The organism is Pseudomonas sp. SDO52101_S400, from assembly GCF_054071635.1.
In genome coordinates this window covers 19985-41517 of sequence record NZ_JBSVWF010000015.1, presented here as the reverse complement: position 1 = coordinate 41517, position 21533 = coordinate 19985, and the positions used below count along the sequence as shown (strand labels likewise).

Below are 21533 nucleotides of genomic sequence, written 5' to 3'. Positions count from 1 at the left end.
TTTTCGCCTCTCCCTCCAAGGATGATTCATGCCTGCCGCTTCTCTCCTGCGCTGTTTCCCGGCGCTTGCCAGCTCGGTCTTCGCCGCTTTTCTGCTGGTCGGTTGCACCCAGACGGGGACTTATCAGGATGCCACCCAGCCTGACGCTGCCAAATTGCGTTTCGTGGCCAACGCAGACAATGCCACCGTCAGTTACTTCGACGCCGAGCACTGCGATGGCCTGACCACTGGCATGCTGAACAATCTGTTCATCGCTAAAAGCCAGCGTCGCGTGGGCATGAGTGTGGCGCCGCCGGAAAAGGCTCGCGATTACCTGGAAATCAAGTTGCCGCCCGAGAAGGACATGTTCCTGAAGGTCAGCACCCAAAAAGGTTATGCCACTTGCAGCCCGGGCTTCAGCTTCAAGCCCCAGGCCGGTAGCGAGTATGAGTTGAGCCTCAGCGTGACTGCCACCCAGTGCAAGGCCTTGATGCAGCGGGTGCAGCGAATTGACGGCAAAGACGTGCGCACGCCGCTGGTGCTCAAGCGTGATTCCCTGCCGGCCTGTTATGGCCGTAACGCGCTGTTTCCGACGCCACCGAAGTTGTTGCCCGACACGCCGGAGCGCACGGCAATGATGGACCGCATCATTGCCGACAGTACTTTCGTGCGGATGACAGCTGCGTCCATGAAAGACAAACCGGCGGGCACCTCGCCGGAGAAGCTCGACTCGCTGATCAGCGAACGCAAGGCCAAACTCGGCTTCAGCCTGCCGGACGAATACTGGACGCTGTATCGCCAGAATCTTGAAGCGTTCGATCAAGATTTCGCCGCCAAGAAGACGCTGGTGATGCAGCGCTCGACTGACGAATATCGCCAACGTCTGCGTAGTGCAGACGACAAGCAATTGAAGGTGTGGGCAGGAACCGGTGATGCTGCCAAGCCCGTGTACCCGGCGGAGCTGGAAAAAGACATGATCGTGTTCTATTTCCAGACAGACAGAGAGGTGACGGTCGAAACCATCAATCGCCACCTCGACCGCATGGCGAAAATGGAGCAGCAGTACGACGTCTGCTCGCGTTTCGCTGATTGCTGGAAGCGTTGACAGTCCGCCGCCGCTGACAAAAAAAGCCCACTGAGCCGAATTGGCCAGTGGGCTTTTTCATGGCTGCTCCTCAAGGGAGGAGCAGGTTGCAGCGATTAAAAATGAGCGTTCGCCCGGACGCTGGATCGCGCAGGCACGGAGGCCTCGATGTCCAGCAAATGGGTGGCGAGTATGTCGCTCAGAAAACGGAATTGATCGTTGAGGCCCACCACTTCATTGCTGAAATGATTGCTCGCAGCGGGCATCAGCAGATCTTCGAAATCTTCGTTGAACACCAGCGGCTGTGTCTTCAGCGACACCGCGTGCTGGTCGTAGTAGTTGTTGCCGAAGACCGGGAAACTCACGGCGAGGGTGACGGTATGACTCATGATGTGAACTCCTCGTGGTGTTTGTCTCGGATGGGTGAATCCTGCGCCGGACGCGTTTGATGCGGAAGGCAATCGTCGTAATGGTGAACATCGACGTCAGTGATGGTTGGGAAAAACGTTGAAATCGCCCGCCGGGATCGCAGACCCCTACAACCGGACAAACGGCTGAAACCCGCACCTATACTCAAATCATTACCTCCGGATCTGATCCACAAAAGGACACTGCCACCGTGAACCTGCGTGCGCTGATCGTCGCCGCACTGATGTTGCTGGCCGGCTGCGCGAACACGGCGCGGGGCCCGGCGAGCGCGCCGCCGGTGGTGGTTTCGCCGGCCACCTGGCAGCAGATCGACCGGGACATCGTCGCCGCTTCCCGGCAGTCTACCGAGCAGGTCAAGGTTTTTGCCCGCGGTTCGATGGAACATTGGCGCAATCGCGTCTATGAGCAAACTGAAGAAAAATTCATCCCGTGGTTCAGCAGCTACTGGACCCAGGAATGGCTGTCGATGAAGGTCAGTTGGTACACCATCAGCGCCGGTGGCGAGCAGGATGCTTCGTCCAAACGCTTGGCAGCGTATTTGCTGGAGCAGTATCAGGAGCGAGTACTGGCGCCCGTCGCGGCGGAAATCGACCCGGACGCGATCCTCGGCCAGGCCACCGCGTTCTACGCGCAACTGATGGCGCAGCAGATGCCGGTCATCGCCCAGCGCTACGGCGTGCCCGTCGCCCAGCTCAATGGGCACTTGCAGAAAATTCCCGCCATTGCCCTCGGCCCGCCGCCGGCCCGGGACGCCTCGCTGTACCAGATCGTCAGCACCGAGCCGCTGAACACTTTGCCGGCCTACGCAGCATTGATCGACAAGATCCACACCGAAGGCGGCGCCAAGGGCATTGCCTCGACCGACGCGGGCATGGCCCCGGTAGCCAAACGCGCCAGCCAGCGCATGGAGGCGGAAATGGCCCCCCGTGGCGCCGCGAGTGCAGTGGCGGCAGCGGCGGGCAAACTCGTCGGCGGACTGATCTCGGCAGGCGTGGCGGGCATTCGCGCAATTATCCAGGCCAGCGACCGCCCCGACAGCGAAGCGTTGATCCGCAGCAGTCTGGGCAACACCTTCGACAAAGCCTGGCTGAAACTGGTACAGAGCCCGACGACCGGCGTGATGGCCGGTACGCTGCACATGGCCGCGCACGTCGAGGGCAATCTGGGCGGGGGCGATGAACCGTCGGTCGGACTGGGTGCAAACCCTGTCGAATGGCGGCCACCCGAGTCGACTACTCCGCAGATCGACCCCTAAACCCGCAGGAGAACGACCATGGCTTACATTGATGTTTTTGTCGCACCCGTGCCGAGCGCCAACCGCGAACAGTACAAAAAACACTGCGAAATCGCCGCGAAACTGTTCAAGGAATACGGCGCCCTGGAGGTGGTTCAGGGCTGGGGCGATGACGTGCCGGATGGCAAGGTCACCTCATTTCCGATGGCAGTGAAACTTAAGGAAGGCGAAACGGTGTCGGCGGGCTGGCTGGTCTGGCCAGACAAGGCCACTCGCGATGCCGGCATGGGGAAAATGATGGAAGACCCGCGCATGCAACCGGACGCCAATCCGATGCCGTTCGATGGGCAGCGAATGATCTTCGGTGGCTTCAAGAACATTCTCGAGTCTTGAGGCAGAACGGCCGGATCACTCCGCCGACGGGGTGATCCGGCAGCCTTTTCGGTTGCGAATCTGCTCCTCCGTCGGCCGCTCGCGCACGAATTCGAAACGCGGTTCACCCTCGCTGTAATGCACCAGCCAGCCCCATTCCAGCTCGCTCTCATCCTGTCCGGGGTTCGGCGGTCGGGCCCACCAGGGTTCTTTGCTGAGGATCTCGCGCATGACGTCCTCCGGTTGATGGTAATCGTTGAACTATAAACCCCACGCCGAGAGTCGCCAGGAATGGCCGTGTAGAATCGACGGATCGACATCGACAAGGGAGCGGGGCCATGACGGATGACAAGCACGGCGAACAACCGTTCAAGCGGCTGTTCTTCGCCCTGGACTGCCCGCCGGCGCAGCGCAAGGCGATTGCCCAGTGGCGCAGTGAACTGGGTTTGCGTACCGGCAAACCGGTGCCGGCGGACAACTTTCACCTGACGCTGTTGTTTCTCGGCGCGGTGCCGTTGGCCCAGATAGGTGAAGTCTGTGAGGCGGCGTCCAAAGTACGCACGCCGGGCGAGGCGCTGAGGATTTCGCTGGATCGGTTGCAGGTCTGGCATCGCGCCGGGGTGTTGTCGCTGGCGCCGGAGCAGGCACCCCGGAATCTGCTGCAATTGGTCTATGCGCTGGAGCAGGCGATGTTGCCGTTCGGGTTTGAAGAGGCGACGCGTGAGTATCGTCCGCACCTGACGCTGGCTCGGGACTATCGGGCACCGGAACCGGAATCCGCCACGCCGCCGGAGTTCTTCCTGCGTGCTGAACGCTTTGCGCTGTTCGAATCCCACAAGGGCCGCTACCGTTCGCTGGCCGACTGGCCGCTGATCTGAGCCCACAAAAAAAGGCGCCCGAGGGCGCCTGAATTCACCTGAACCGAGGGAGGCCAGGTGAGGCCGTTCAGAGCGAGGGTGCAGCGGTGGTAAGGCGCTGCGTGAACGGAAAATCATCAATTCTTTCTGTTGCAACACTGATCCACTGTGGGAGCGGGCTTGCTCGCGAAAGCGGTGTATCAGCCACAGATGCATCGATTGACCCGACGCATTCGCGAGCAAGCCCGCTCCCACACTTGGATTTGGACCGTGTTTACCTGTCGAGTTTTACGCGGGTCCAGCCCCGGGTCATGATCCGTTGCGTGGCGATCGGTTGATCCGGCACCGCATACAGCGTGGCCATCACTTCCTGCGACGGGTACGAGCCCGGGTCGTTGCGGATTGCTTCGTCCACCAGTGGCGTGGCGGCGGCGTTGGCGTTGCTGTAACCGTTGCTGTTGGTGATCTCGGCGATGATGTCCGGACGCATCAGGAAATCCATGAACAGGTAGGCGTTCTCGACGTTCGCCGCATCGCGCGGAATGGCGACCATGTCGTAGAAGCTGCCGGCACCTTCCTTGGGAATGCTGTAGTCGATCACCACGTTGTTGCCCGATTCCACCGCGCGGGCCTTGGCCTGCAATACGTCACCGGAGTAACCGACCGCCACGCAGATGTTGCCGTTGGCCAGGTCCGAGATGTATTTCGACGAGTGGAAGTACGCCACGTTCGGGCGAATCTTCATGAACAGCGCCTCGGCTTCCTTGATGTGCGCGGTGTTCTTGTCATTCACCGGATAGCCCAGATAGTGCAGGGCGGCCGGGATCATTTCGGTCGGCGAGTCGAGGAAACTGATGCCGCAAGCCTTGAGCTTCTCGGCGTTCTCCGGTTTGAACAGCAGGTCCCAGGAGTTGGTCGGCGCGTTCTTGCCGAGCACTTCCTTGACCTTGGCCGGGTTGAAACCGATGCCGATCGAGCCCCACATGTACGGGAACGCGTGGGCGTTGTCCGGATCACTGGCGGAGGCGTTTTTCAGCAGCACCGGATTGAGGTTTTTCCAGTTTGGCAGCTTCGATTTGTCCAGGGTCTGATAGACCCCGGCCTTGATCTGCTTGGCCAGGAAACTGTTGGACGGCACCACGATGTCGTAGCCGGATTTACCCGCGAGCAAACGCGCTTCGAGGGTTTCATTGCTGTCGAACACATCGTAGGTCACGCGGATGCCGGTCTCTTCCTCGAACTTCTTGACGGTGTCCGGGGCGATGTAATCCGACCAGTTGTAAACGCGCAGCACCTTGTCGTTGGCTTGGGCGCCCGTGGCAATTGCGCCCAATAAGGACAGTGTCAGCAGAGTCCTGCCAAACATTTTCATCGGTGAAACTCCATTCTTTTTATTCAAAAGCTTTTAAGCAAAAGCGCAAAGCCGTAAAACGCGACGGCCCTAGGCCGTCGCTGCCACTCGTTGAGGTTGCGGTTGCTGCCACGATTCGTTGGCGGTCTGATCCATCGCTTCCTGAATCGCCCGCTTGCGGTTGGCTTCTGCCTTGCGGCCGAAGTACCAGACCAGGAAGGTCACCAGCGACACCGCCAGCAGAATCAGGCTGGCCACGGCGTTGATCTCGGGCTTCACGCCCAGACGCACGGCCGAGAACACTTCCATCGGCAGGGTGGTGGAGCCAGGGCCCGACACGAAGCTCGCCAGCACCAGGTCATCCAGCGACAGGGCGAACGACATCATGCCGCCCGCCGCCAGCGACGGCGCGATCATCGGGATGGTGATCAGGAAAAACACCTTGAACGGCTTCGCGCCCAGATCCATCGCCGCTTCTTCGATCGACAGGTCCAGTTCACGCAAGCGGGCGGAGACTACCACCGCCACATAAGCGGCACAAAACGTGGTGTGGGCGATCCAGATCGTGACGATGCCACGCTCCTGCGGCCAGCCGATCAGTTGCGCCATCGCCACGAACAGCAGCAACAGCGACAGACCGGTAATCACCTCAGGCATCACCAGCGGCGCGGTCACCAGACCACCGAACAGCGTACGACCCTTGAAGCGCGTCACGCGGGTCAGCACGAACGCGGCGAGGGTGCCCAACGCTACCGCTGCGATTGCGGTGTAGCAGGCGATCTCCAGCGAGCGCACCACGGAGCCCATCAGTTGGGTGTTGTCGAGCAGGCCGACGTACCACTTCACCGACCAGCCGCCCCAAACCGTTACCAGTTTCGAGGCGTTGAACGAGTAGATCACCAGAATCAGCATCGGCAGATAGATGAACATCAGGCCGAAGATCAGCATGAACTTTGAAAATCCGAAGCGTTTCATCCCCGTCCCTCCATCTCTTTGGCCTGGCTGCGGTTGAACAGCAGAATCGGCACAATCAGGATCAACAGCATCACTACCGCCAGGGCAGACGCCACCGGCCAGTCGCGGTTATTGAAGAACTCTTGCCACAGCACGCGACCGATCATCAGGGTCTCCGGGCCACCCAGCAGTTCTGGAATCACGAACTCGCCGACCACCGGAATGAACACCAGCATGCAGCCGGCGATGATGCCGTTCTTGGCCAGCGGCACGGTGATTTTCCAGAAGTTGTTGAAGTTGCTCGAACCCAGATCCTGCGCGGCTTCCAGCAGACTGCCGTCGTGCTTCACCAGGTTGGCGTAGAGCGGCAACACCATGAACGGCAGATACGCATAGACCACGCCGATATACACGGCCGTGTTGGTGTTGAGGATCTCGATCGGGTGATCGGTGAGCCCGGTCCACATCAGGAACGCGTTGAGCAGACCGTTGTTGCTGAGGATGCCCATCCATGCGTAAACACGGATCAGGATTGCGGTCCAGGTCGGCATCATGATCAACAGCAACAGGACGTTTTGCGCTTCCTTGCTGGCCTTGGTGATCGCGTAGGCCATCGGGAAACCGATCACCAGGCACATCAGCGTGCTCAGTGCCGCGACCTTCAGCGAACCGAGGTAGGCCGACAGGTACAGCTCGTCTTCGCCGAGCATGGTGTAGTTGCCGATGTTCAGGAACAGCTGGAATTTCTGTTCGGCGTAGGTGTAGATCTCCGAGTACGGCGGGATCGACAGCGCGGCTTCCGAGAAGCTGATCTTCATCACCAGGAAGAACGGCAGCATGAAGAACAGGAACAGCCAGATGAACGGGATGCCGATGACGAACTTTCGCCCGCTGGGCACCAGGCGCAGGAATTGCTGATTGAAGGTTCTCATGAGCGCAGTACCACGCCGCTGTCGTCTTCCCACCAGACGTAGACCTTGTCGTCCCAGGTCGGCCGCGCGCCACGGCGTTCGGCGTTGGCCATGAACGACTGGACGATCTTGCCGCTCGGCAATTCGACGTAGAACACCGAATGGCCGCCGAGGTAGGCGATGTCATGCACCTTGCCTTCGGACCAGTTGTAGCGTGTCTCTGGCTTGAGGGTGCTGACGAGCATTTTTTCCGGGCGGATCGCGTAGGTGATCGACTTGTCCTGCACCGACGTGCTGACGCCATGACCGACGTAGATCTTTTGCTGCAAGTCCGGACTGTGAATGATCGCGTGACCTTCAAGGTCCTCGACCACGGTGCCGTCGAAGGCGTTCACGTTGCCGATGAATTCGCAGACCATGCGGCTGACCGGCGCTTCATAGATGTCGACCGGGCTGCCGATCTGAGCGATCCAGCCCAGGTGCATGATCGCGATGCGCTCGGCCATGGTCATGGCCTCTTCCTGGTCGTGGGTCACCATCACGCAGGTCACGCCGACGCGCTCGATGATTTCCACCAGCTCAAGCTGCATCTGCGAACGCAGTTTTTTATCCAGTGCGCCCATCGGTTCGTCGAGCAGCAACAGCTTCGGACGCTTGGCCAGGGAGCGGGCGAGGGCCACGCGCTGACGCTGACCGCCGGACAGTTGATGCGGGCGGCGCTTGGCGTATTGGGTCATGTGTACGAGGCGCAGCATCTCTTCGACGCGGGCGTCGATTTCGCTGGCCGGCAAACGGTCCTGCTTGAGGCCGAAGGCGATGTTCTGCGCGACAGTCATGTGCGGGAACAGGGCGTAGGACTGGAACATCATGTTGATCGGCCGCTCGTATGGCGGCATGTCGGTGATGTCGACACCGTCGAGCAGAATGCGTCCTTCCGTCGGCCGTTCGAAACCGGCGAGCATGCGCAGCAGGGTCGATTTGCCCGAGCCCGAGCCGCCGAGCAGGGCGAAGATTTCGCCCTGATGGATCTCCAGGGACACGTCGTCCACAGCGGTGGTTTCGTCGAACTTCTTGGTGACTCGATCGACTTTCACCAGAACCTTTTTCGGTTGCTGATGACCTTCAAGAGCCTTCCTGTAAGTGCTGGAGGCGTTTGCCATGTGAAACTCCCAACAGGTTTCAGTCGCCGGGCCAACGCGGCCCGGCTTAAGAGTGGATTGCAGACCCGCACCGTGCGGGTTGTTCGGCGCCGCCGTCCTGGCTGCCGGGTGGTGCTTTTTGTTTTCGCGGTGTGTTGCTGATCGCGGATGACGGATGCGCAGGTGCGCAGCCGCCGACCCCGCGGGGGCAGTAAAAGGTTTTGCAATCGTTGGGTGGCGTCAGCGCTGGTTGCGTCGCGCCGCACGCTGGCGGCAAGCCTCGCCGAACGCCTGGAAAATCCGCAGGTAGTTCGGGTTGTCCAGCACCTGCCATTCCGGGTGCCACTGCACGCCGAGGGCAAAGGTCGGGCTGTGCTCCACCGAGACCGCCTCGATCAGGCCATCCGGCGCCACGGCTTCGGCGCGCAGGCCGGGAGCGAGGCGGTCGATGCCCTGACTGTGAATCGAGTTGACCTTGAATTCACCCGGCAGCTCCAGCGCTTCGAACACGCCACCGGGCAGCACCGTCACGGCGTGGGCCGGGGCGTACTGCACGGCGACATCCGGGCTGTCGGCTTCGCGGTGATCGAGCATGCCCGGCAACTCATGCACCTTCTGGTGCAGGCTGCCGCCGAACGCCACGTTCATTTCCTGGAAGCCCCGGCAGATGCCGAGTACCGGAACGCCCGCCGCGATGGCTGCACGCAATAAAGGAAGGGTGGTGGCATCCCGCGCCGGATCGTGATCCGTGCCGGGAGCGCTGTCCGGGCCCTGATAGTGGAAAGGCTCCACGTTGGACGGCGAGCCGGTCAGCAACAGACCGTCGAGCTGACCCAGCAGGTCTTCGATTTCAGTCAGTTTGCCAAGGGAAGGAATGACGACGGGCAACCCCAGCGCCGCAACGCTGACAGCGCGAACGTATTTGTCGCCGCTGATGTGATAGGGGTGCAGGCCAATCTGTTTGACGCACGCAGTAACGCCGATCAATGGCTTGAATGCCATTTTTATTCACCTCGAAGTTTGACACTTGAACGAGCTTTTCCGGAGCTTAGCCTCGTTGATTTTAATTAACAACTCCCATGTAAAAAATTCTAAACGCCGTTCATCAAATCTTCATGATTCCCGGGCGTCTGGCGCCTGCATTGGCACGTGAGTGTTAAAAAAAGCCCGAAAAATAAACGCTGAGCGGCCATGTGTTCGCTATTGACTTCACTTTGCCGTTCGGGTTGACTGGCTCGGCGAAACAGCAGTGAACATAATAATTAACAGCTAAATAGGTGCATCATGTCGGTCCCTCTGCGTGCCGTTCAACTCAACGAAGCAAACGCATTCCTTAAGAAACATCCTGAGGTTTTGTACGTCGACCTTCTGATTGCAGACATGAACGGTGTGGTGCGCGGCAAGCGCATCGAGCGCACCAGTCTTCATAAGGTGTACGAAAAAGGCATTAACCTGCCGGCCTCGCTTTTCGCCCTCGACATCAATGGCTCCACGGTGGAAAGCACTGGCCTGGGCCTGGACATCGGCGACTCCGACCGTATCTGCTACCCGATCCCCGGCACCCTGAGCATCGAGCCCTGGCAGAAGCGCCCGACCGCACAACTGCTGATGACCATGCACGAGCTGGAAGGCGAGCCGTTCTTCGCCGACCCGCGTGAAGTGCTGGCCAACGTGGTGCGCAAGTTCGACGAAATGGGCCTGACCATCTGCGCCGCATTCGAACTCGAGTTCTACCTGATCGACCAGGACAACGTGAACGGCCGTCCGCAATCGCCACGTTCGCCGGTTTCGGGCAAGCGTCCGGTATCGACTCAGGTTTATCTGATCGACGACCTCGACGAATACGTCGACTGCCTGCAGGACATCCTCGAAGGCGCGAAAGAGCAGGGCATTCCTGCTGATGCCATCGTCAAGGAAAGCGCCCCGGCGCAATTTGAAGTCAACCTGCATCACGTGTCCGACCCGATCAAGGCGTGCGATTACGCCGTCCTGCTCAAGCGTCTGGTGAAGAACATCGCCTACGACCATGAGATGGACACCACCTTCATGGCCAAGCCGTATCCGGGCCAGGCGGGCAACGGTCTGCACGTACACATTTCGATCCTGGACAAAGAAGGCAACAACATCTTCGCCAGCGAGGATCCCGAGCAGAACGCCGCGCTGCGCCACGCGATCGGCGGTGTGCTGGAGACCCTGCCTGCGCAAATGGCCTTCCTGTGCCCGAACGTCAACTCGTACCGCCGCTTCGGCGCGCAGTTCTATGTACCGAACTCGCCGAGCTGGGGCATCGACAACCGCACCGTGGCCGTTCGTGTACCAACCGGTTCGGCAGACGCCGTGCGCATCGAGCATCGTGTCGCCGGTGCCGACGCCAACCCGTACCTGCTGATGGCTTCCGTTCTGGCCGGTATCCACCACGGCCTGACCAACGAAATCGAGCCGGGCGCTCCGGTCGAAGGCAACAGCTACGAGCAGAACGAGCAGAGCCTGCCGAACAACCTGCGCGACGCCCTGCGTGAGCTGGACGACAGCGAAGTCATGGCCCGCTACATCGACCCGATGTACATCGACGTGTTTGTCGCGTGCAAGGAAAGCGAGCTGGCCGAGTTCGAAAACTCAATCTCTGACCTTGAGTACAACTGGTATCTGCATACGGTTTGAGGCCCTAAAAAGCCAAGAGCCCCTCACCCTAACCCTCTCCCAAAGGGAGAGGGAACTGACCGGGGGATGCTCGGGAAATACGCCGACCTGAACGATCTTTACCGAATCCATATTCGACTCGGTCGCTCAAGTCGGTGCATCTCCCGAGGCACTTCGGTCGGTCCCCTCTACCTCTGGGAGAGGAGACTGATCCGGGGATGCTCGAGAAATCCGCTGACCTGAACGATTTTTACCGAATTCATATTCGACTCGGTCGTTCAAGTCGGTGCATCTCCCGAGACACTTCGGTCGGTCCCCTCTCCCCCCCGGGAGAGGGCTAGGGTGAGGGCAGCCATCTCAAGCCGAACACAGACTCTGACACCCCCAAATTCCCCCGCGTCGAGCCACCACCATGACAACGACCCGCAACGACTGGGAACAACGCTTCCAGTCCCTGACTATTGAATCCCGCGCCTTTATCAACGGCGAATACCGCCCGGCCATCAGCGGCGACACTTTCGAATGCCTGAGCCCCGTCGACGGCCGTTTCCTGGCCTCCGTCGCCAGCACCGATGAAGCCGACGCCAACCTCGCCGTTGAAGTCGCGCGCCAATCCTTCAACTCCGGCGTGTGGGCCAACAAGGCTCCGGCCGAGCGCAAGCGCATCCTGATCCGCTTCGCCGACCTGATCCTGCAGCACCAGGAAGAACTGGCGCTGCTCGAAACCCTCGACATGGGTAAACCGATCAGCGACTCGATGAGCATCGACATCCCGGCGACCGCCAACGCAATCCGCTGGAGTGCCGAAGCGATCGACAAGATATACGACGAAGTCGCTGCCACCCCGCACGACCAACTCGGTCTGGTAACCCGCGAACCGTCCGGCGTAGTCGCGGCCATCGTGCCGTGGAACTTCCCGCTGATCATGGCCAGCTGGAAATTCGCCCCGGCATTGGCGGCGGGTAACTCGTTCATCCTCAAACCTTCGGAAAAATCGCCGCTGACTGCGATCCGCATCGCCCAATTGGCGCTGGATGCGGGTATTCCGAAAGGCGTGTTCAACGTCCTGCCAGGCTTCGGCCACACCGTCGGCAAGGCGCTGGCGCTGCACATGGACGTCGACGTGCTGGCCTTCACCGGCTCCACGGCGATTGCCAAGCAACTGATGATTTATGCCGGCCAAAGCAACATGAAACGCGTCTGGCTCGAAGCAGGGGGCAAGAGCCCGAACGTGGTGTTTGCCGACGCACCGGACTTGCGCGCGGCAGCACAAGCAGCGGCCGGCGCCATTGCGTTCAACCAGGGCGAAGTCTGCACCGCCGGCTCGCGCCTGCTGGTGGAGCGTTCGATCCGCGAGCAATTCATCCCGCTGCTGGTGGAAGCGCTGCAAGCGTGGAAACCAGGCCACGCCCTGGATCCGGCGACCACCGTCGGCGCCGTGGTCGACCAGCGTCAACTGGACAACGTGCTGCGTTACATCAACATCGGTCGGGAGCAGGGTGCCGAGCTGATTGCCGGTGGGCATCGCACCCTCGAAGAAACCGGCGGCAGCTACGTCGAACCGACGATTTTCGACGGTGTGACCAACGCCATGACCATCGCCAAGGAAGAAATCTTCGGCCCGGTGCTGTCGCTGATCACCTTCGACACCGTCGAGGAAGCGCTGCAGATCGCCAACGACAGCATCTTCGGCCTCGCCGCCGGGGTCTGGACCAGCAACCTGAGCAAGGCCCACACCTTCGCCCGTGGCCTGCGCGCCGGCAGCGTGTGGGTCAACCAATACGACGGCGGCGACATGACCGCGCCGTTCGGTGGCTTCAAACAGTCGGGCAACGGTCGCGACAAATCGCTGCACGCGTTCGACAAGTACACCGAGCTGAAAGCGACCTGGATCAAGCTCTGACTCTTTTACAGCGGTGGTCGCCTGCAACCGGCGACCCTCGGAGAATAAAAAAATGAAACAACAACACGTGAACAGCTACTACGCCGCCACCCGCAACGAAGTGATCGATTTCCCGATCCTCGAAGAGTCGGTGGAGTGCGATGTCTGCATCATCGGCGCCGGCTACACCGGCCTGTCTTCGGCACTGTTCCTGACCGAAGCCGGCTACAAGGTGACGGTGCTGGAAGCGGCGAAAGTCGGCTATGGCGCCAGCGGTCGCAACGGCGGTCAACTGGTCAACTCCTACAGCCGCGACGTCGACGTGATCGAAGAGCGCTACGGCGACAAGACTGCTGAAATCCTCGGCAGCATGATCTTCGAAGGCGCCGACATCATCCGTTCGCGCATCAAGGAATACGACATCAAATGCGACTATCGCCCGGGCGGTATCTTCGCGGCGATGAACAACAAACAGCTCAAGGGCCTCGCTGAGCAGAAGCGCAGTTGGGAACGTTACGGCAATAAAAAACTGAAGATGCTCGACGCTGCGGACATCCGCCGCGAAGTCGGTTCCGACGCTTACGTCGGCGGCCTGCTGGACATGCAGGGCGGCCACATCCACCCGCTGAACCTGGCCCTCGGTGAAGCCGCGGCCATCGTGCGTCTGGGCGGCAAGATCTACGAGCAGTCCGCTGCCGTGGAAATCAAATACGGCGAACCCAACGTCGTGCGCACCGCCAAAGGCCAGGTCCGCGCCAAGTACCTGCTGATCGCCGGCAACGCCTACCTGCCGCAAGGCCTCGACAACCGCGTGACCGCCAAGAGCATGCCGTGCGGCTCGCAGATCTGCGTCACCGAACCGCTGACCGAGAAACAGGCCCGCAGCCTGATCACCAATAACTACTGCGTCGAAGACTGCAACTACCTGCTCGACTACTACCGCCTCACCGCCGACAACCGTCTGCTCTATGGCGGCGGCGTGGTCTACGGCGCCCGTGAACCGGACGACATCGAAACCCTGATCCGTCCGAAGATCCTCAAGACCTTCCCGCAGCTCAAGGATGTGAAAATCGACTACCGCTGGACCGGCAACTTCCTGCTGACCATGTCACGCATGCCGCAATTCGGCCGCATCGAGAAAAACGCCTACTACATGCAGGGCTACAGCGGCCACGGCGTCACCTGCTCGCACCTGGCCGGCAAACTGATCTCGGAAATGATCCGTGGCGACGCCGAACGCTTCGACGCCTTCGCCTCCCTGCCACACATGCCGATGATCGGCGGCCGCACCTTCTCCGCGCCGCTGACCGCCCTCGGCGCCGTGTACTACTCGCTGCGCGACCGTTTCGGCATCTGATTTACCTCCCCGGCGGTGGCCCCGCACAGGCGCCGCCGGTTTTTTTCTGACACCCCAAACTCAAACTGTGGGAGCGGGCTTGCTCGCGAAGAGGCCAGCTCAGACAACAACTATCTGTCGCCATGATTACGCTGAAAAACCTCCTCCCCCATCGCCGCAATCTGCCCTTCGATCAACGCCTCGAACGGCTTGAGCAACGGCTCGAACGACGCCGGCGCCTCCAGCGTCTGCAACGCCTGAACGATCGCCTCGATAGTCGACAACGCTCCCGGCCCTGGTGCCTTGCGCAGCCGATACCGTGAAACACCGCCCTCAGCCAGTGTCACCCTTGGCAACGCCGCCAGCAGCGGATTCAGGTGCAGCATCTTGCGCGCCTTGCGCCAGGTGCCGTCCGGCACCACCAGCAACAGCGGCTCATCCGATGCGGCGTAAGCCTGCATCGGCTGCGCATCGTCCGCCGGAAACAACAACCGCGCCCGATACCCCGGCCGATTCAGTAGCGCGGGCAGATCCTCGAACACTTCGCCGACGATCAGTTCGGCATTGTTCAAACCGAGCGCTGCCAGCCGTGCGGTGTTGAGCGCGTGATTGACCTCGCTCGGGTGCTGCAACAGCAACACCCGGGTGCGGCTGTCGAGGTTCGGAATCAGCGGGCACAGGCAATGGGTTTGTGGGCGAAGGCAGCGCGGGCATTGGGGTCTGGACATGTTCTTAGGCCTGATTGAGCTGCGCTTTGAGCAGATCGCGAAAGGTCTGGATCAACGGCTCGCGGCTGCGGCCACGGCGCATGATCATGGAAAACGGCGCCTGATAACCGAAGGTCGCCGGCAGCAAAACCCGCAGGTCACCCTTGTCGGCCCAGGCCTGGGCGTAGTGCTCCGGCAGGTAACCGATGTAGGCGCCGGACAGCACCAGAATCAGCTGCGCTTCCATACTTTCCACGGTGGCGGCGCTGTGTTTGAAACCGTGGCGCGCCAGTTCGGCCTGGCTCCAGTAACCGCGCCCGACCATGCGCTGCTGGGTGATGACTTGCTCGGGAATCCGCCGTTCGTTGAACAACGGGTGACGGTTGCTGCAATACAGCCAGTGCTGCTCGCGGTACAGCGGCATGTACACCAGACCGCTCATGCGCGTCGAGAACGCGCCGATGGCCAGGTCGAGGCGGTTGTCCTGCACGCCGAGTTGCAGTTCGTAGGGGCTCATCACCGACAGATGCAAATGCACCGCCGGGTGTTCCTGACTGTAGGCGCCGATGGCTTCGGCGAACGGCAGAGCCTTGTCGCTGACCGTAGAGTCGATCACCCCGAGGTTGAGCGTGCCGCGCAATTCGCCCTTGAGCGCTGCGGCGTATTGCTCGAAACCTTCGAGTTCGGCGAGCAGGCGCAGGGTTTCCTGGTGGAACAGTTCGCCCTTGCTGGTCAGGCTGAAACCGCCGCGTCCGCGATGGCACAGCACCAGACCGAGCGCGGCTTCGAGCTGGCTCATGTAGGTGCTGATCGCCGAGGTCGACAGGTTGAGTTCCTGCTGCGCGTTGGCAAACCCCTGATGCCGCACGACGCTGACGAAGATGCGCAAAAGTTTCAGGTCGGGTAAAGCGTTGGCCATGGGTTACTCCCGGCAGTAGAGATGTGTCGCTTGATCAATCGAACCCTCACCCCAGCCCTCTCCCGGAGGGAGAGGGAGCCGATCTCCATGGCTTTCAAATCCTGCGTCTACCTCACGACTCTTCTGAGTTCGGCTCGATATTTCAGGTCGATGAAGCCCCTGAGAACAACTCGGTCGGCCCCCTCTCCCCCCGGGAGAGGGCTGGGGTGAGGGCGGCGATGTTCAGCCGATCACAAACCCCGAGGCGCACAAAGTCTAATCCCAGCGTCGCCATTAGTTTAGAAATTTCTGAACTAAGTATTTGCCCGTAGCGATTCTTCCGCCTCACTACATTTCGCAGAATCGGCCCACAGCGGTGCCCGTGACCTTGCGAATGCGGTGCGCCGACATAAATAAAACAAAGACGATGAGGCCCTACCCGTGGAAAAGATTCTTCACCAACCACTGGGCGGCAACGAAATGCCGCGCTTCGGCGGCATCGCCACCATGCTCCGACTCCCCCATGTACCGACCGCTGCCGGCCTGGACGCTGCCTTCGTTGGCGTGCCACTGGACATCGGTACTTCGCTGCGCCCCGGCACCCGCTTCGGGCCACGCGACATCCGCACCGAATCGGTGATGATCCGCCCGTACAACATGGCCACCGGCGCTGCGCCGTTCGACTCGCTGTCGGTTGCCGACATCGGCGACGTGGCGATCAACACCTTCAACCTGCTCGACGCCGTGCGCATCATCGAAGAAGCCTACGACAACATTCTTGAGCACAACGTGATCCCGATGACCCTGGGTGGCGACCACACCATCACCCTGCCGATCCTGCGTGCGATCCATAAAAAGCACGGCAAGGTCGGTCTGGTACACATCGACGCCCACGCTGACGTCAACGATCACATGTTCGGCGAGAAGATCGCCCACGGTACGACCTTCCGTCGCGCCGTCGAAGAAGGTCTTCTGGACTGCGACCGCGTGGTGCAGATTGGTCTGCGGGCGCAGGGCTACACCGCCGACGACTTCAACTGGAGCCGCGATCAGGGCTTCCGCGTGGTGCAAGCCGAAGAGTGCTGGCACAAGTCGCTGGCGCCGCTGATGGCCGAAGTGCGCGAGAAAGTCGGTGGCGGCCCGGTGTACCTGAGCTTCGACATCGACGGCATCGACCCGGCCTGGGCGCCTGGCACCGGCACCCCGGAAATCGGTGGTCTGACGACCATTCAGGCGATTGAAATCGTTCGCGGCTGCCAGGGCCTCGACCTGATCGGCTGCGATCTGGTAGAAGTCTCGCCCGCTTATGACACCACCGGCAACACCTCGCTGCTGGCCGCCAACCTGCTGTACGAAATGCTCTGCGTACTGCCTGGCGTGGTCCATCGCTGAGGATCGGTCATGAACGAGCTCAATCAGGTCTTGAAAGCGGCCGCCGATCTGGTGGCGGCGTTTGCCCGTAACGATCGCGAAGCCTACTTCGGTGCATTCAGCAGCGACGCGAGCTTCGTCTTCTACACCCTCGAACAGCCCCTGCTGTCGCGCGATGCCTATCAGGCGTTGTGGGACAGCTGGCGCGCCGAGGATGGCTTCGAGGTGCTGTCCTGCACCTCGAGCAACGCCTTCGTCAGCCTGCAGGGTGACGTGGCGATTTTCATCCATGACGTGGCCACCGAGCTGCGCATGCAAGGGGAGCAACACTTCAGCCAGGAGCGCGAGACGATTGTTTTCAAGAAACAAGCGTCGAGCCTAGAACAACAAGGCCATTGGCTGGCCTGCCACGAACATTTGTCCGCAATGCCGGAAGGGCTGCCATCCCCTTAGCCAAGACAGGTGACGCTCACGCACGATGAGCGCGCCTTTATGATCGGAGCAGATCATGAATAACAACAACAAAGACCAAAGCCTTACGCAGATTGAAACCCACGGGGTCGAACAGATCCCGGACAACGAACGCACCGCCGGTCCCGTGGACTTGTTCCGCATGATCTTTGGCGGCGCGAATACCTTTGCCACCGCCGTGCTCGGCAGTTTCCCGGTGCTGTTCGGCCTGTCCTTTCAGGCGGGCGTCTGGGCGATTGTCTCGGGCGTGCTGCTCGGCTCGCTGATCCTCGCACCGATGGGCCTGTTCGGCCCGCTCAACGGCACCAACAATGCCGTGTCGTCCGGTGCGCACTTCGGCGTGCACGGGCGGATCGTCGGTTCGTTCCTCTCGCTGCTGACCGCCATCGCCTTCTTCTCGCTCTCGGTGTGGAGTTCGGGGGATGCGCTGATCGGTGGTGCGAAACGCCTGATCGGCCTGCCGGAAACCGACCTGACACTGGGCCTGGCCTACGGTCTGTTCGCGATTCTGGTGCTGACCGTGTGCATCTACGGCTTCCGCTTCCTGCTGTGGGTGAACAAGGTCGCGGTGTGGAGCGCGAGCCTGCTGTTCCTGCTGGGCATCTTTGCCTTCGCCGGTCCTTTCGATTCGCACTACGCCGGCACTGTCAGCCTCGGCCAGCCGGGCTTCTGGGCCGCGTTCATCGGTGCCGCGCTGGTAGCGATGAGCAACCCGATTTCCTTCGGTGCGTTCCTCGGCGACTGGGCCCGCTACATCCCGCGTGAAACCTCGCGTCAGCGGATCATGGCGGCAGTGGTTCTGTCTCAGATCGCGACGTTCATCCCGTTCCTGTTCGGCCTGACCACTGCGACCATCGTAGCGATCCAGGCACCGGACTACATCGCGGCCAACAACTACGTCGGCGGTCTGCTGGCGGTGTCGCCGAGCTGGTTCTTCCTGCCGGTGTGCCTGATTGCGGTGATCGGCGGCATGTCCACCGGCACCACGTCGCTGTATGGCACCGGTCTGGACATGTCGAGCGTGTTCCCGCGTCTGCTGTCGCGGGTCAAGGCAACGCTGCTGATCGGCGTGCTGTCGATTGCCTTCATCTTCATCGGGCGCTTCGCGGCGAACCTGGTGCAGAGCGTGTCGACCTTCGCCGTGCTGATCATCACCTGCACCACCCCGTGGATGGTGATCATGATCATCGGCCTGGTGGTGCGTCGCGGCTTCTACTGCCCGGACGACCTGCAAGTGTTCACGCGCGGCGAGCAAGGCGGACGCTACTGGTTCAGCCACGGCTGGAACTGGCGCGGCCTGGGCGCGTGGATCCCGAGCGCGGCGGTCGGCCTGTGCTTCGTCAACCTGCCGGGGCAGTTCGTTGGTCCGCTCGGTGAGTTGGCCGGTGGCATCGACATCAGCCTGCTGGTGACCCTCGGCCTGGCCTCGGTGATGTACCTGATGCTGCTGAGCCTGTTCCCGGAACCGGCGCTGGTCTACGGCCCGAAGGATCCACGGAGCAAAGGCGACGATGCGCCGGCTGAAGCGGCGCTGCGTCAGGCCGCCTGATTAACCCTGTGGGAGCGGGCTTGCCCGCGAATGCGATCTGTCAGTCACATCACTTTTGAATGTGCCGACGCCTTCGCGAGCAAGCCCGCTCCCACAAGGGCAGCCTCATAGAACCAATTTTGTTTCACCATAAAAAAGACAATCGGAGACACGCCATCATGGCTTTGGATTTATTCGTCGTCCTCATCTACGCCGCCGGCATGCTCTTGCTCGGCTACTTCGGCATGCGCAAGGCCAAGACCAACGAGGACTTCCTGGTGGCCGGACGTAACCTCGGCCCTAGCCTGTACATGGGCACCATGGCCGCGACCGTTCTCGGTGGCGCCTCCACCGTCGGCACCGTGCGTCTGGGCTATGTGCACGGCATCTCCGGTTTCTGGCTGTGCGCGGCACTGGGTTGCGGCATCGTGGCGCTGAACCTGTTCCTGGCCAAGCCGCTGCTGAAACTGAAGATCTACACCGTTACCCAGGTCCTGGAAAAACGCTACAACCCGATGGCCCGCTCGGCGAGCGCGGCGATCATGCTGGCCTACGCGCTGATGATCGGCGTGACCTCGATCCTCGCGATCGGCACCGTGCTGCAAGTGCTGTTCGGCCTGCCGTTCTGGGTTTCGGTGCTGCTGGGCGGCGGTGTCGTGGTGGTGTACTCGGCCATCGGCGGCATGTGGTCGCTGACCCTGACCGACATCGTTCAGTTCATCATCAAGACCGTGGGCCTGATGTTTATCCTGTTGCCGATCTGCCTGTACAAAGTCGGCGGCTGGGACGAACTGGTGCTGAAACTGCCGGCCACCGCCTTCAGCTTCACCACCATCGGCTGGGACACGATCATCACCTACTTCATGATCTACTTCTTCGGCATCCTGATCGGTCAGGACATCTGGCAACGGGTGTTCACCGTCAAGACTGCCAAAGTCGCCCAGTACGCCGGTAGCATCGCAGGCATCTACTGCATCCTCTACGGCCTGGCCTGTGCCCTGATCGGCATGGCTGCACATGTGCTGATCCCGGATCTGGACAACGTCAACAACGCCTTCGCCGCCATCGTCAAACTGTCGCTGCCGGACGGCATCCGTGGTCTGGTGATCGCCGCTGCCCTGGCCGCGATGATGTCCACCGCCAGCGCCGGCCTGCTCGCCGCCGCCACTACCCTGACCGAAGACCTGCTGCCGAAACTGCGTGGCGGCAAGCAATCAAGCCTGGGTGTGAACCGTCTGTTCACCCTGCTGACCGGTGTCGTGGTGCTGGGTATCGCTCTGGTGGTGAACGACGTGATCAGCGCCCTGACCCTCGCTTACAACCTTCTGGTGGGCGGCATGCTGATCCCGCTGATCGGTGCGATCTTCTGGAAACGCGCCACCACCGCCGGCGCCATCGCCAGCATGGGCCTGGGCTTCGCCACTGCCCTGCTGTTCATGTTCAAGGACGGTCTGGACGCCAACACGCCGATCTACTACAGCCTGGCTGTGGGTCTGGTGAGTTTTGTGGTGGTCAGCCTGATGTCCCGCCGCCCAAACGTGGTGGCCAGCGCGATCTAAGCTGAACACAACGACTTGATGCTTTCTTCGGCGGGTGTGGCGTCGGTTGCCACACCCGTTTTTTTCGTCTGGAGAAAATGCTTTATGAAGATTGTTTCTCGCAATCAGTGGTTCGAGGTGCAGCACCTGAGCGATGGAATTCGCCTGATTCACGAGCCGTACATCCGGCCCTTCTACCGCTGCAACCTGTGGCATGTACAGGGGCGTGACAAAGATCTGTTGCTCGACAGCGGTTCCGGACTGGTCAGCCTGCGCGAGCAACTGCCGTGGCTGACTGAACGGCCGCTGGTGGCGGTGGCCAGTCATTGCCATTTCGATCACATTGCCGGGCATCACGAGTTTGCCGAACGGCTGGTACACCCTGCCGAGGCGGACATTCTGGCGGCGCCGGATGGCGAGAATGACTTGAGCCGCGCCTTTGTCGGCGACGACATGTTCGAAGCCCACCCCGATTGCCCGTTGTGCTACGCCGAATACCGGGTCAAGGCTGCGCCGGCCACCGGATTTGTCGAGGACGGAGATGTGCTCGACCTGGGCAATCGCACGTTGCAGGTGCTGCACACGCCGGGGCATTCGCCGGGAGGGATCAGCCTCTACGAAGCCACCACCGAAACCCTGTTCAGCGGCGACATCATCTACGATGGGCCATTGATCGAGGACGCTTACCACTCGAATCTCGAGGATTACGCCACCAGTCTGCGACGCTTGCAGGCGCTGCCGATCCGCACGGTGCATGGCGGGCATTTCGGCAGTTTCTCCGGAACGCATTTACGCTCGATGATTGACGAATGGTTGCGCCGGCACGCCTGAGGCCTGCTGTACTCCAGTCAG

At 61.1% G+C, this 21533-nt stretch carries 21 protein-coding genes; 12 read left to right on the top strand and 9 right to left on the bottom strand.

Going from position 1 to position 21533, the window contains the following annotated elements:
* Nucleotides 1-28 precede the first annotated feature (28 nt).
* Entirely contained in the window at nt 29-1084 is a 1056-nt protein-coding gene (locus ACW9HX_RS09905) for a hypothetical protein (RefSeq protein ID WP_457380449.1), read from the top strand.
* 95 nt (nt 1085-1179) lie between these two features.
* Here ACW9HX_RS09905 and ACW9HX_RS09900 read toward each other — a convergent pair whose 3' ends face one another.
* A complete protein-coding gene (locus tag ACW9HX_RS09900) occupies nt 1180-1452 on the bottom strand; it encodes a hypothetical protein (RefSeq protein ID WP_457380448.1) in 273 nt (90 codons plus the stop codon).
* Between the two features lie 230 nt (nt 1453-1682).
* Between ACW9HX_RS09900 and ACW9HX_RS09895 the strand changes: the two genes are divergently transcribed.
* Entirely contained in the window at nt 1683-2747 is a 1065-nt protein-coding gene (locus tag ACW9HX_RS09895) for a hypothetical protein (RefSeq protein ID WP_457380447.1), read from the top strand.
* An 18-nt stretch (nt 2748-2765) separates the two neighbouring features.
* Nucleotides 2766-3119, top strand: a complete 354-nt coding sequence (locus ACW9HX_RS09890) for a DUF1428 domain-containing protein (RefSeq protein ID WP_457380446.1) — start codon at nt 2766-2768, stop codon at nt 3117-3119.
* A gap of 15 nt (nt 3120-3134) precedes the next feature.
* Here ACW9HX_RS09890 and ACW9HX_RS09885 read toward each other — a convergent pair whose 3' ends face one another.
* Nucleotides 3135-3329 (bottom strand): hypothetical protein, encoded by a 195-nt coding sequence (locus ACW9HX_RS09885; protein WP_457380445.1) that lies wholly within the window; start codon nt 3327-3329, stop codon nt 3135-3137.
* A 107-nt stretch (nt 3330-3436) separates the two neighbouring features.
* Between ACW9HX_RS09885 and thpR the strand changes: the two genes are divergently transcribed.
* On the top strand, nt 3437-3976 hold the full coding sequence (gene thpR / locus ACW9HX_RS09880; protein ID WP_457380444.1) for an RNA 2',3'-cyclic phosphodiesterase: 540 nt from the start codon (nt 3437-3439) through the stop codon (nt 3974-3976).
* A gap of 253 nt (nt 3977-4229) precedes the next feature.
* Here the strand turns inward: thpR and ACW9HX_RS09875 are convergent, their stop codons facing one another.
* The 5 genes from ACW9HX_RS09875 to ACW9HX_RS09855 all read right to left on the bottom strand — a co-directional run bounded on the left by ACW9HX_RS09875 (nt 4230) and on the right by ACW9HX_RS09855 (nt 9312).
* Nucleotides 4230-5327 carry a polyamine ABC transporter substrate-binding protein gene (locus ACW9HX_RS09875; protein ID WP_457380443.1) on the bottom strand — a complete coding sequence of 366 codons (1098 nt, stop codon included), beginning with the start codon at nt 5325-5327 and terminating at the stop codon, nt 4230-4232.
* A gap of 69 nt (nt 5328-5396) precedes the next feature.
* On the bottom strand, nt 5397-6281 hold the full coding sequence (locus ACW9HX_RS09870; RefSeq protein WP_011333555.1) for an ABC transporter permease subunit: 885 nt from the start codon (nt 6279-6281) through the stop codon (nt 5397-5399).
* The gene (locus ACW9HX_RS09865; RefSeq protein WP_409318040.1) at nt 6278-7159 is read right to left on the bottom strand and encodes an ABC transporter permease subunit; all 882 of its coding nucleotides are present in this window, start codon (nt 7157-7159) and stop codon (nt 6278-6280) included. The genes ACW9HX_RS09870 and ACW9HX_RS09865 overlap by 4 nt, the downstream gene beginning before the upstream one ends.
* Before the next feature lie 29 nt (nt 7160-7188).
* Nucleotides 7189-8331: a polyamine ABC transporter ATP-binding protein gene (gene potA, locus ACW9HX_RS09860; protein ID WP_323160936.1), complete on the bottom strand. Its 1143-nt coding sequence runs from the start codon at nt 8329-8331 to the stop codon at nt 7189-7191.
* A 219-nt stretch (nt 8332-8550) separates the two neighbouring features.
* Entirely contained in the window at nt 8551-9312 is a 762-nt protein-coding gene (locus ACW9HX_RS09855; protein ID WP_457380442.1) for a gamma-glutamyl-gamma-aminobutyrate hydrolase family protein, read from the bottom strand.
* A gap of 282 nt (nt 9313-9594) precedes the next feature.
* On the opposite strand from ACW9HX_RS09855, the gene ACW9HX_RS09850 reads away from it, so the two are divergent.
* From ACW9HX_RS09850 to ACW9HX_RS09840, 3 genes are all read left to right on the top strand, one after another.
* Nucleotides 9595-10971 (top strand): glutamine synthetase family protein, encoded by a 1377-nt coding sequence (locus ACW9HX_RS09850; protein ID WP_457380441.1) that lies wholly within the window; start codon nt 9595-9597, stop codon nt 10969-10971.
* Nucleotides 10972-11362: 391 nt separating this feature from the next.
* Nucleotides 11363-12853 carry an aldehyde dehydrogenase gene (locus ACW9HX_RS09845; protein ID WP_457380440.1) on the top strand — a complete coding sequence of 497 codons (1491 nt, stop codon included), beginning with the start codon at nt 11363-11365 and terminating at the stop codon, nt 12851-12853.
* A gap of 52 nt (nt 12854-12905) precedes the next feature.
* Nucleotides 12906-14189 (top strand): NAD(P)/FAD-dependent oxidoreductase, encoded by a 1284-nt coding sequence (locus tag ACW9HX_RS09840; protein ID WP_457380439.1) that lies wholly within the window; start codon nt 12906-12908, stop codon nt 14187-14189.
* A 110-nt stretch (nt 14190-14299) separates the two neighbouring features.
* Here ACW9HX_RS09840 and ACW9HX_RS09835 read toward each other — a convergent pair whose 3' ends face one another.
* Together ACW9HX_RS09835 and ACW9HX_RS09830 are read right to left on the bottom strand one after the other, a co-directional pair.
* Nucleotides 14300-14896: a tRNA-uridine aminocarboxypropyltransferase gene (locus ACW9HX_RS09835; RefSeq protein ID WP_457380438.1), complete on the bottom strand. Its 597-nt coding sequence runs from the start codon at nt 14894-14896 to the stop codon at nt 14300-14302.
* Between the two features lie 4 nt (nt 14897-14900).
* On the bottom strand, nt 14901-15794 hold the full coding sequence (locus ACW9HX_RS09830) for a LysR family transcriptional regulator (protein ID WP_039772530.1): 894 nt from the start codon (nt 15792-15794) through the stop codon (nt 14901-14903).
* Nucleotides 15795-16214: 420 nt separating this feature from the next.
* On the opposite strand from ACW9HX_RS09830, the gene speB reads away from it, so the two are divergent.
* The 5 genes from speB (at nt 16215) to ACW9HX_RS09805 (ending at nt 21512) form a co-directional block, all read left to right on the top strand.
* Complete coding sequence (gene speB, locus ACW9HX_RS09825; protein WP_457380437.1) at nt 16215-17165, top strand: agmatinase; 951 nt, start codon at nt 16215-16217, stop codon at nt 17163-17165.
* A 9-nt stretch (nt 17166-17174) separates the two neighbouring features.
* The gene (locus ACW9HX_RS09820; protein WP_457380436.1) at nt 17175-17597 is read left to right on the top strand and encodes a YybH family protein; all 423 of its coding nucleotides are present in this window, start codon (nt 17175-17177) and stop codon (nt 17595-17597) included.
* Between the two features lie 55 nt (nt 17598-17652).
* Complete coding sequence (locus ACW9HX_RS09815; RefSeq protein ID WP_457380435.1) at nt 17653-19164, top strand: purine-cytosine permease family protein; 1512 nt, start codon at nt 17653-17655, stop codon at nt 19162-19164.
* Nucleotides 19165-19322: 158 nt separating this feature from the next.
* Nucleotides 19323-20702 (top strand): sodium:solute symporter, encoded by a 1380-nt coding sequence (locus ACW9HX_RS09810; protein ID WP_192563935.1) that lies wholly within the window; start codon nt 19323-19325, stop codon nt 20700-20702.
* Between the two features lie 84 nt (nt 20703-20786).
* Nucleotides 20787-21512, top strand: a complete 726-nt coding sequence (locus ACW9HX_RS09805; RefSeq protein WP_457380434.1) for an MBL fold metallo-hydrolase — start codon at nt 20787-20789, stop codon at nt 21510-21512.
* The last annotated feature ends 21 nt before the right edge of the window (nt 21513-21533 follow it).

What these genes read in the sequence shown, in the direction of transcription:
- thpR (WP_457380444.1), top strand. Translation starts at nt 3,437, where the DNA reads ATGACGGATGACAAGCACGGCGAACAACCGTTCAAGCGGCTGTTCTTC.
- ACW9HX_RS09905 (WP_457380449.1), top strand. Translation starts at nt 29, where the DNA reads ATGCCTGCCGCTTCTCTCCTGCGCTGTTTCCCGGCGCTTGCCAGCTCG.
- ACW9HX_RS09900 (WP_457380448.1), bottom strand. Translation starts at nt 1,452, where the DNA reads ATGAGTCATACCGTCACCCTCGCCGTGAGTTTCCCGGTCTTCGGCAAC.
- potA (WP_323160936.1), bottom strand. Translation starts at nt 8,331, where the DNA reads ATGGCAAACGCCTCCAGCACTTACAGGAAGGCTCTTGAAGGTCATCAG.
- ACW9HX_RS09805 (WP_457380434.1), top strand. Translation starts at nt 20,787, where the DNA reads ATGAAGATTGTTTCTCGCAATCAGTGGTTCGAGGTGCAGCACCTGAGC.
- ACW9HX_RS09870 (WP_011333555.1), bottom strand. Translation starts at nt 6,281, where the DNA reads ATGAAACGCTTCGGATTTTCAAAGTTCATGCTGATCTTCGGCCTGATG.
- ACW9HX_RS09855 (WP_457380442.1), bottom strand. Translation starts at nt 9,312, where the DNA reads ATGGCATTCAAGCCATTGATCGGCGTTACTGCGTGCGTCAAACAGATT.
- ACW9HX_RS09835 (WP_457380438.1), bottom strand. Translation starts at nt 14,896, where the DNA reads ATGTCCAGACCCCAATGCCCGCGCTGCCTTCGCCCACAAACCCATTGC.
- ACW9HX_RS09850 (WP_457380441.1), top strand. Translation starts at nt 9,595, where the DNA reads ATGTCGGTCCCTCTGCGTGCCGTTCAACTCAACGAAGCAAACGCATTC.
- ACW9HX_RS09875 (WP_457380443.1), bottom strand. Translation starts at nt 5,327, where the DNA reads ATGAAAATGTTTGGCAGGACTCTGCTGACACTGTCCTTATTGGGCGCA.
- ACW9HX_RS09815 (WP_457380435.1), top strand. Translation starts at nt 17,653, where the DNA reads ATGAATAACAACAACAAAGACCAAAGCCTTACGCAGATTGAAACCCAC.
- ACW9HX_RS09820 (WP_457380436.1), top strand. Translation starts at nt 17,175, where the DNA reads ATGAACGAGCTCAATCAGGTCTTGAAAGCGGCCGCCGATCTGGTGGCG.
- ACW9HX_RS09890 (WP_457380446.1), top strand. Translation starts at nt 2,766, where the DNA reads ATGGCTTACATTGATGTTTTTGTCGCACCCGTGCCGAGCGCCAACCGC.
- ACW9HX_RS09885 (WP_457380445.1), bottom strand. Translation starts at nt 3,329, where the DNA reads ATGCGCGAGATCCTCAGCAAAGAACCCTGGTGGGCCCGACCGCCGAAC.
- ACW9HX_RS09830 (WP_039772530.1), bottom strand. Translation starts at nt 15,794, where the DNA reads ATGGCCAACGCTTTACCCGACCTGAAACTTTTGCGCATCTTCGTCAGC.
- ACW9HX_RS09840 (WP_457380439.1), top strand. Translation starts at nt 12,906, where the DNA reads ATGAAACAACAACACGTGAACAGCTACTACGCCGCCACCCGCAACGAA.
- ACW9HX_RS09810 (WP_192563935.1), top strand. Translation starts at nt 19,323, where the DNA reads ATGGCTTTGGATTTATTCGTCGTCCTCATCTACGCCGCCGGCATGCTC.
- ACW9HX_RS09845 (WP_457380440.1), top strand. Translation starts at nt 11,363, where the DNA reads ATGACAACGACCCGCAACGACTGGGAACAACGCTTCCAGTCCCTGACT.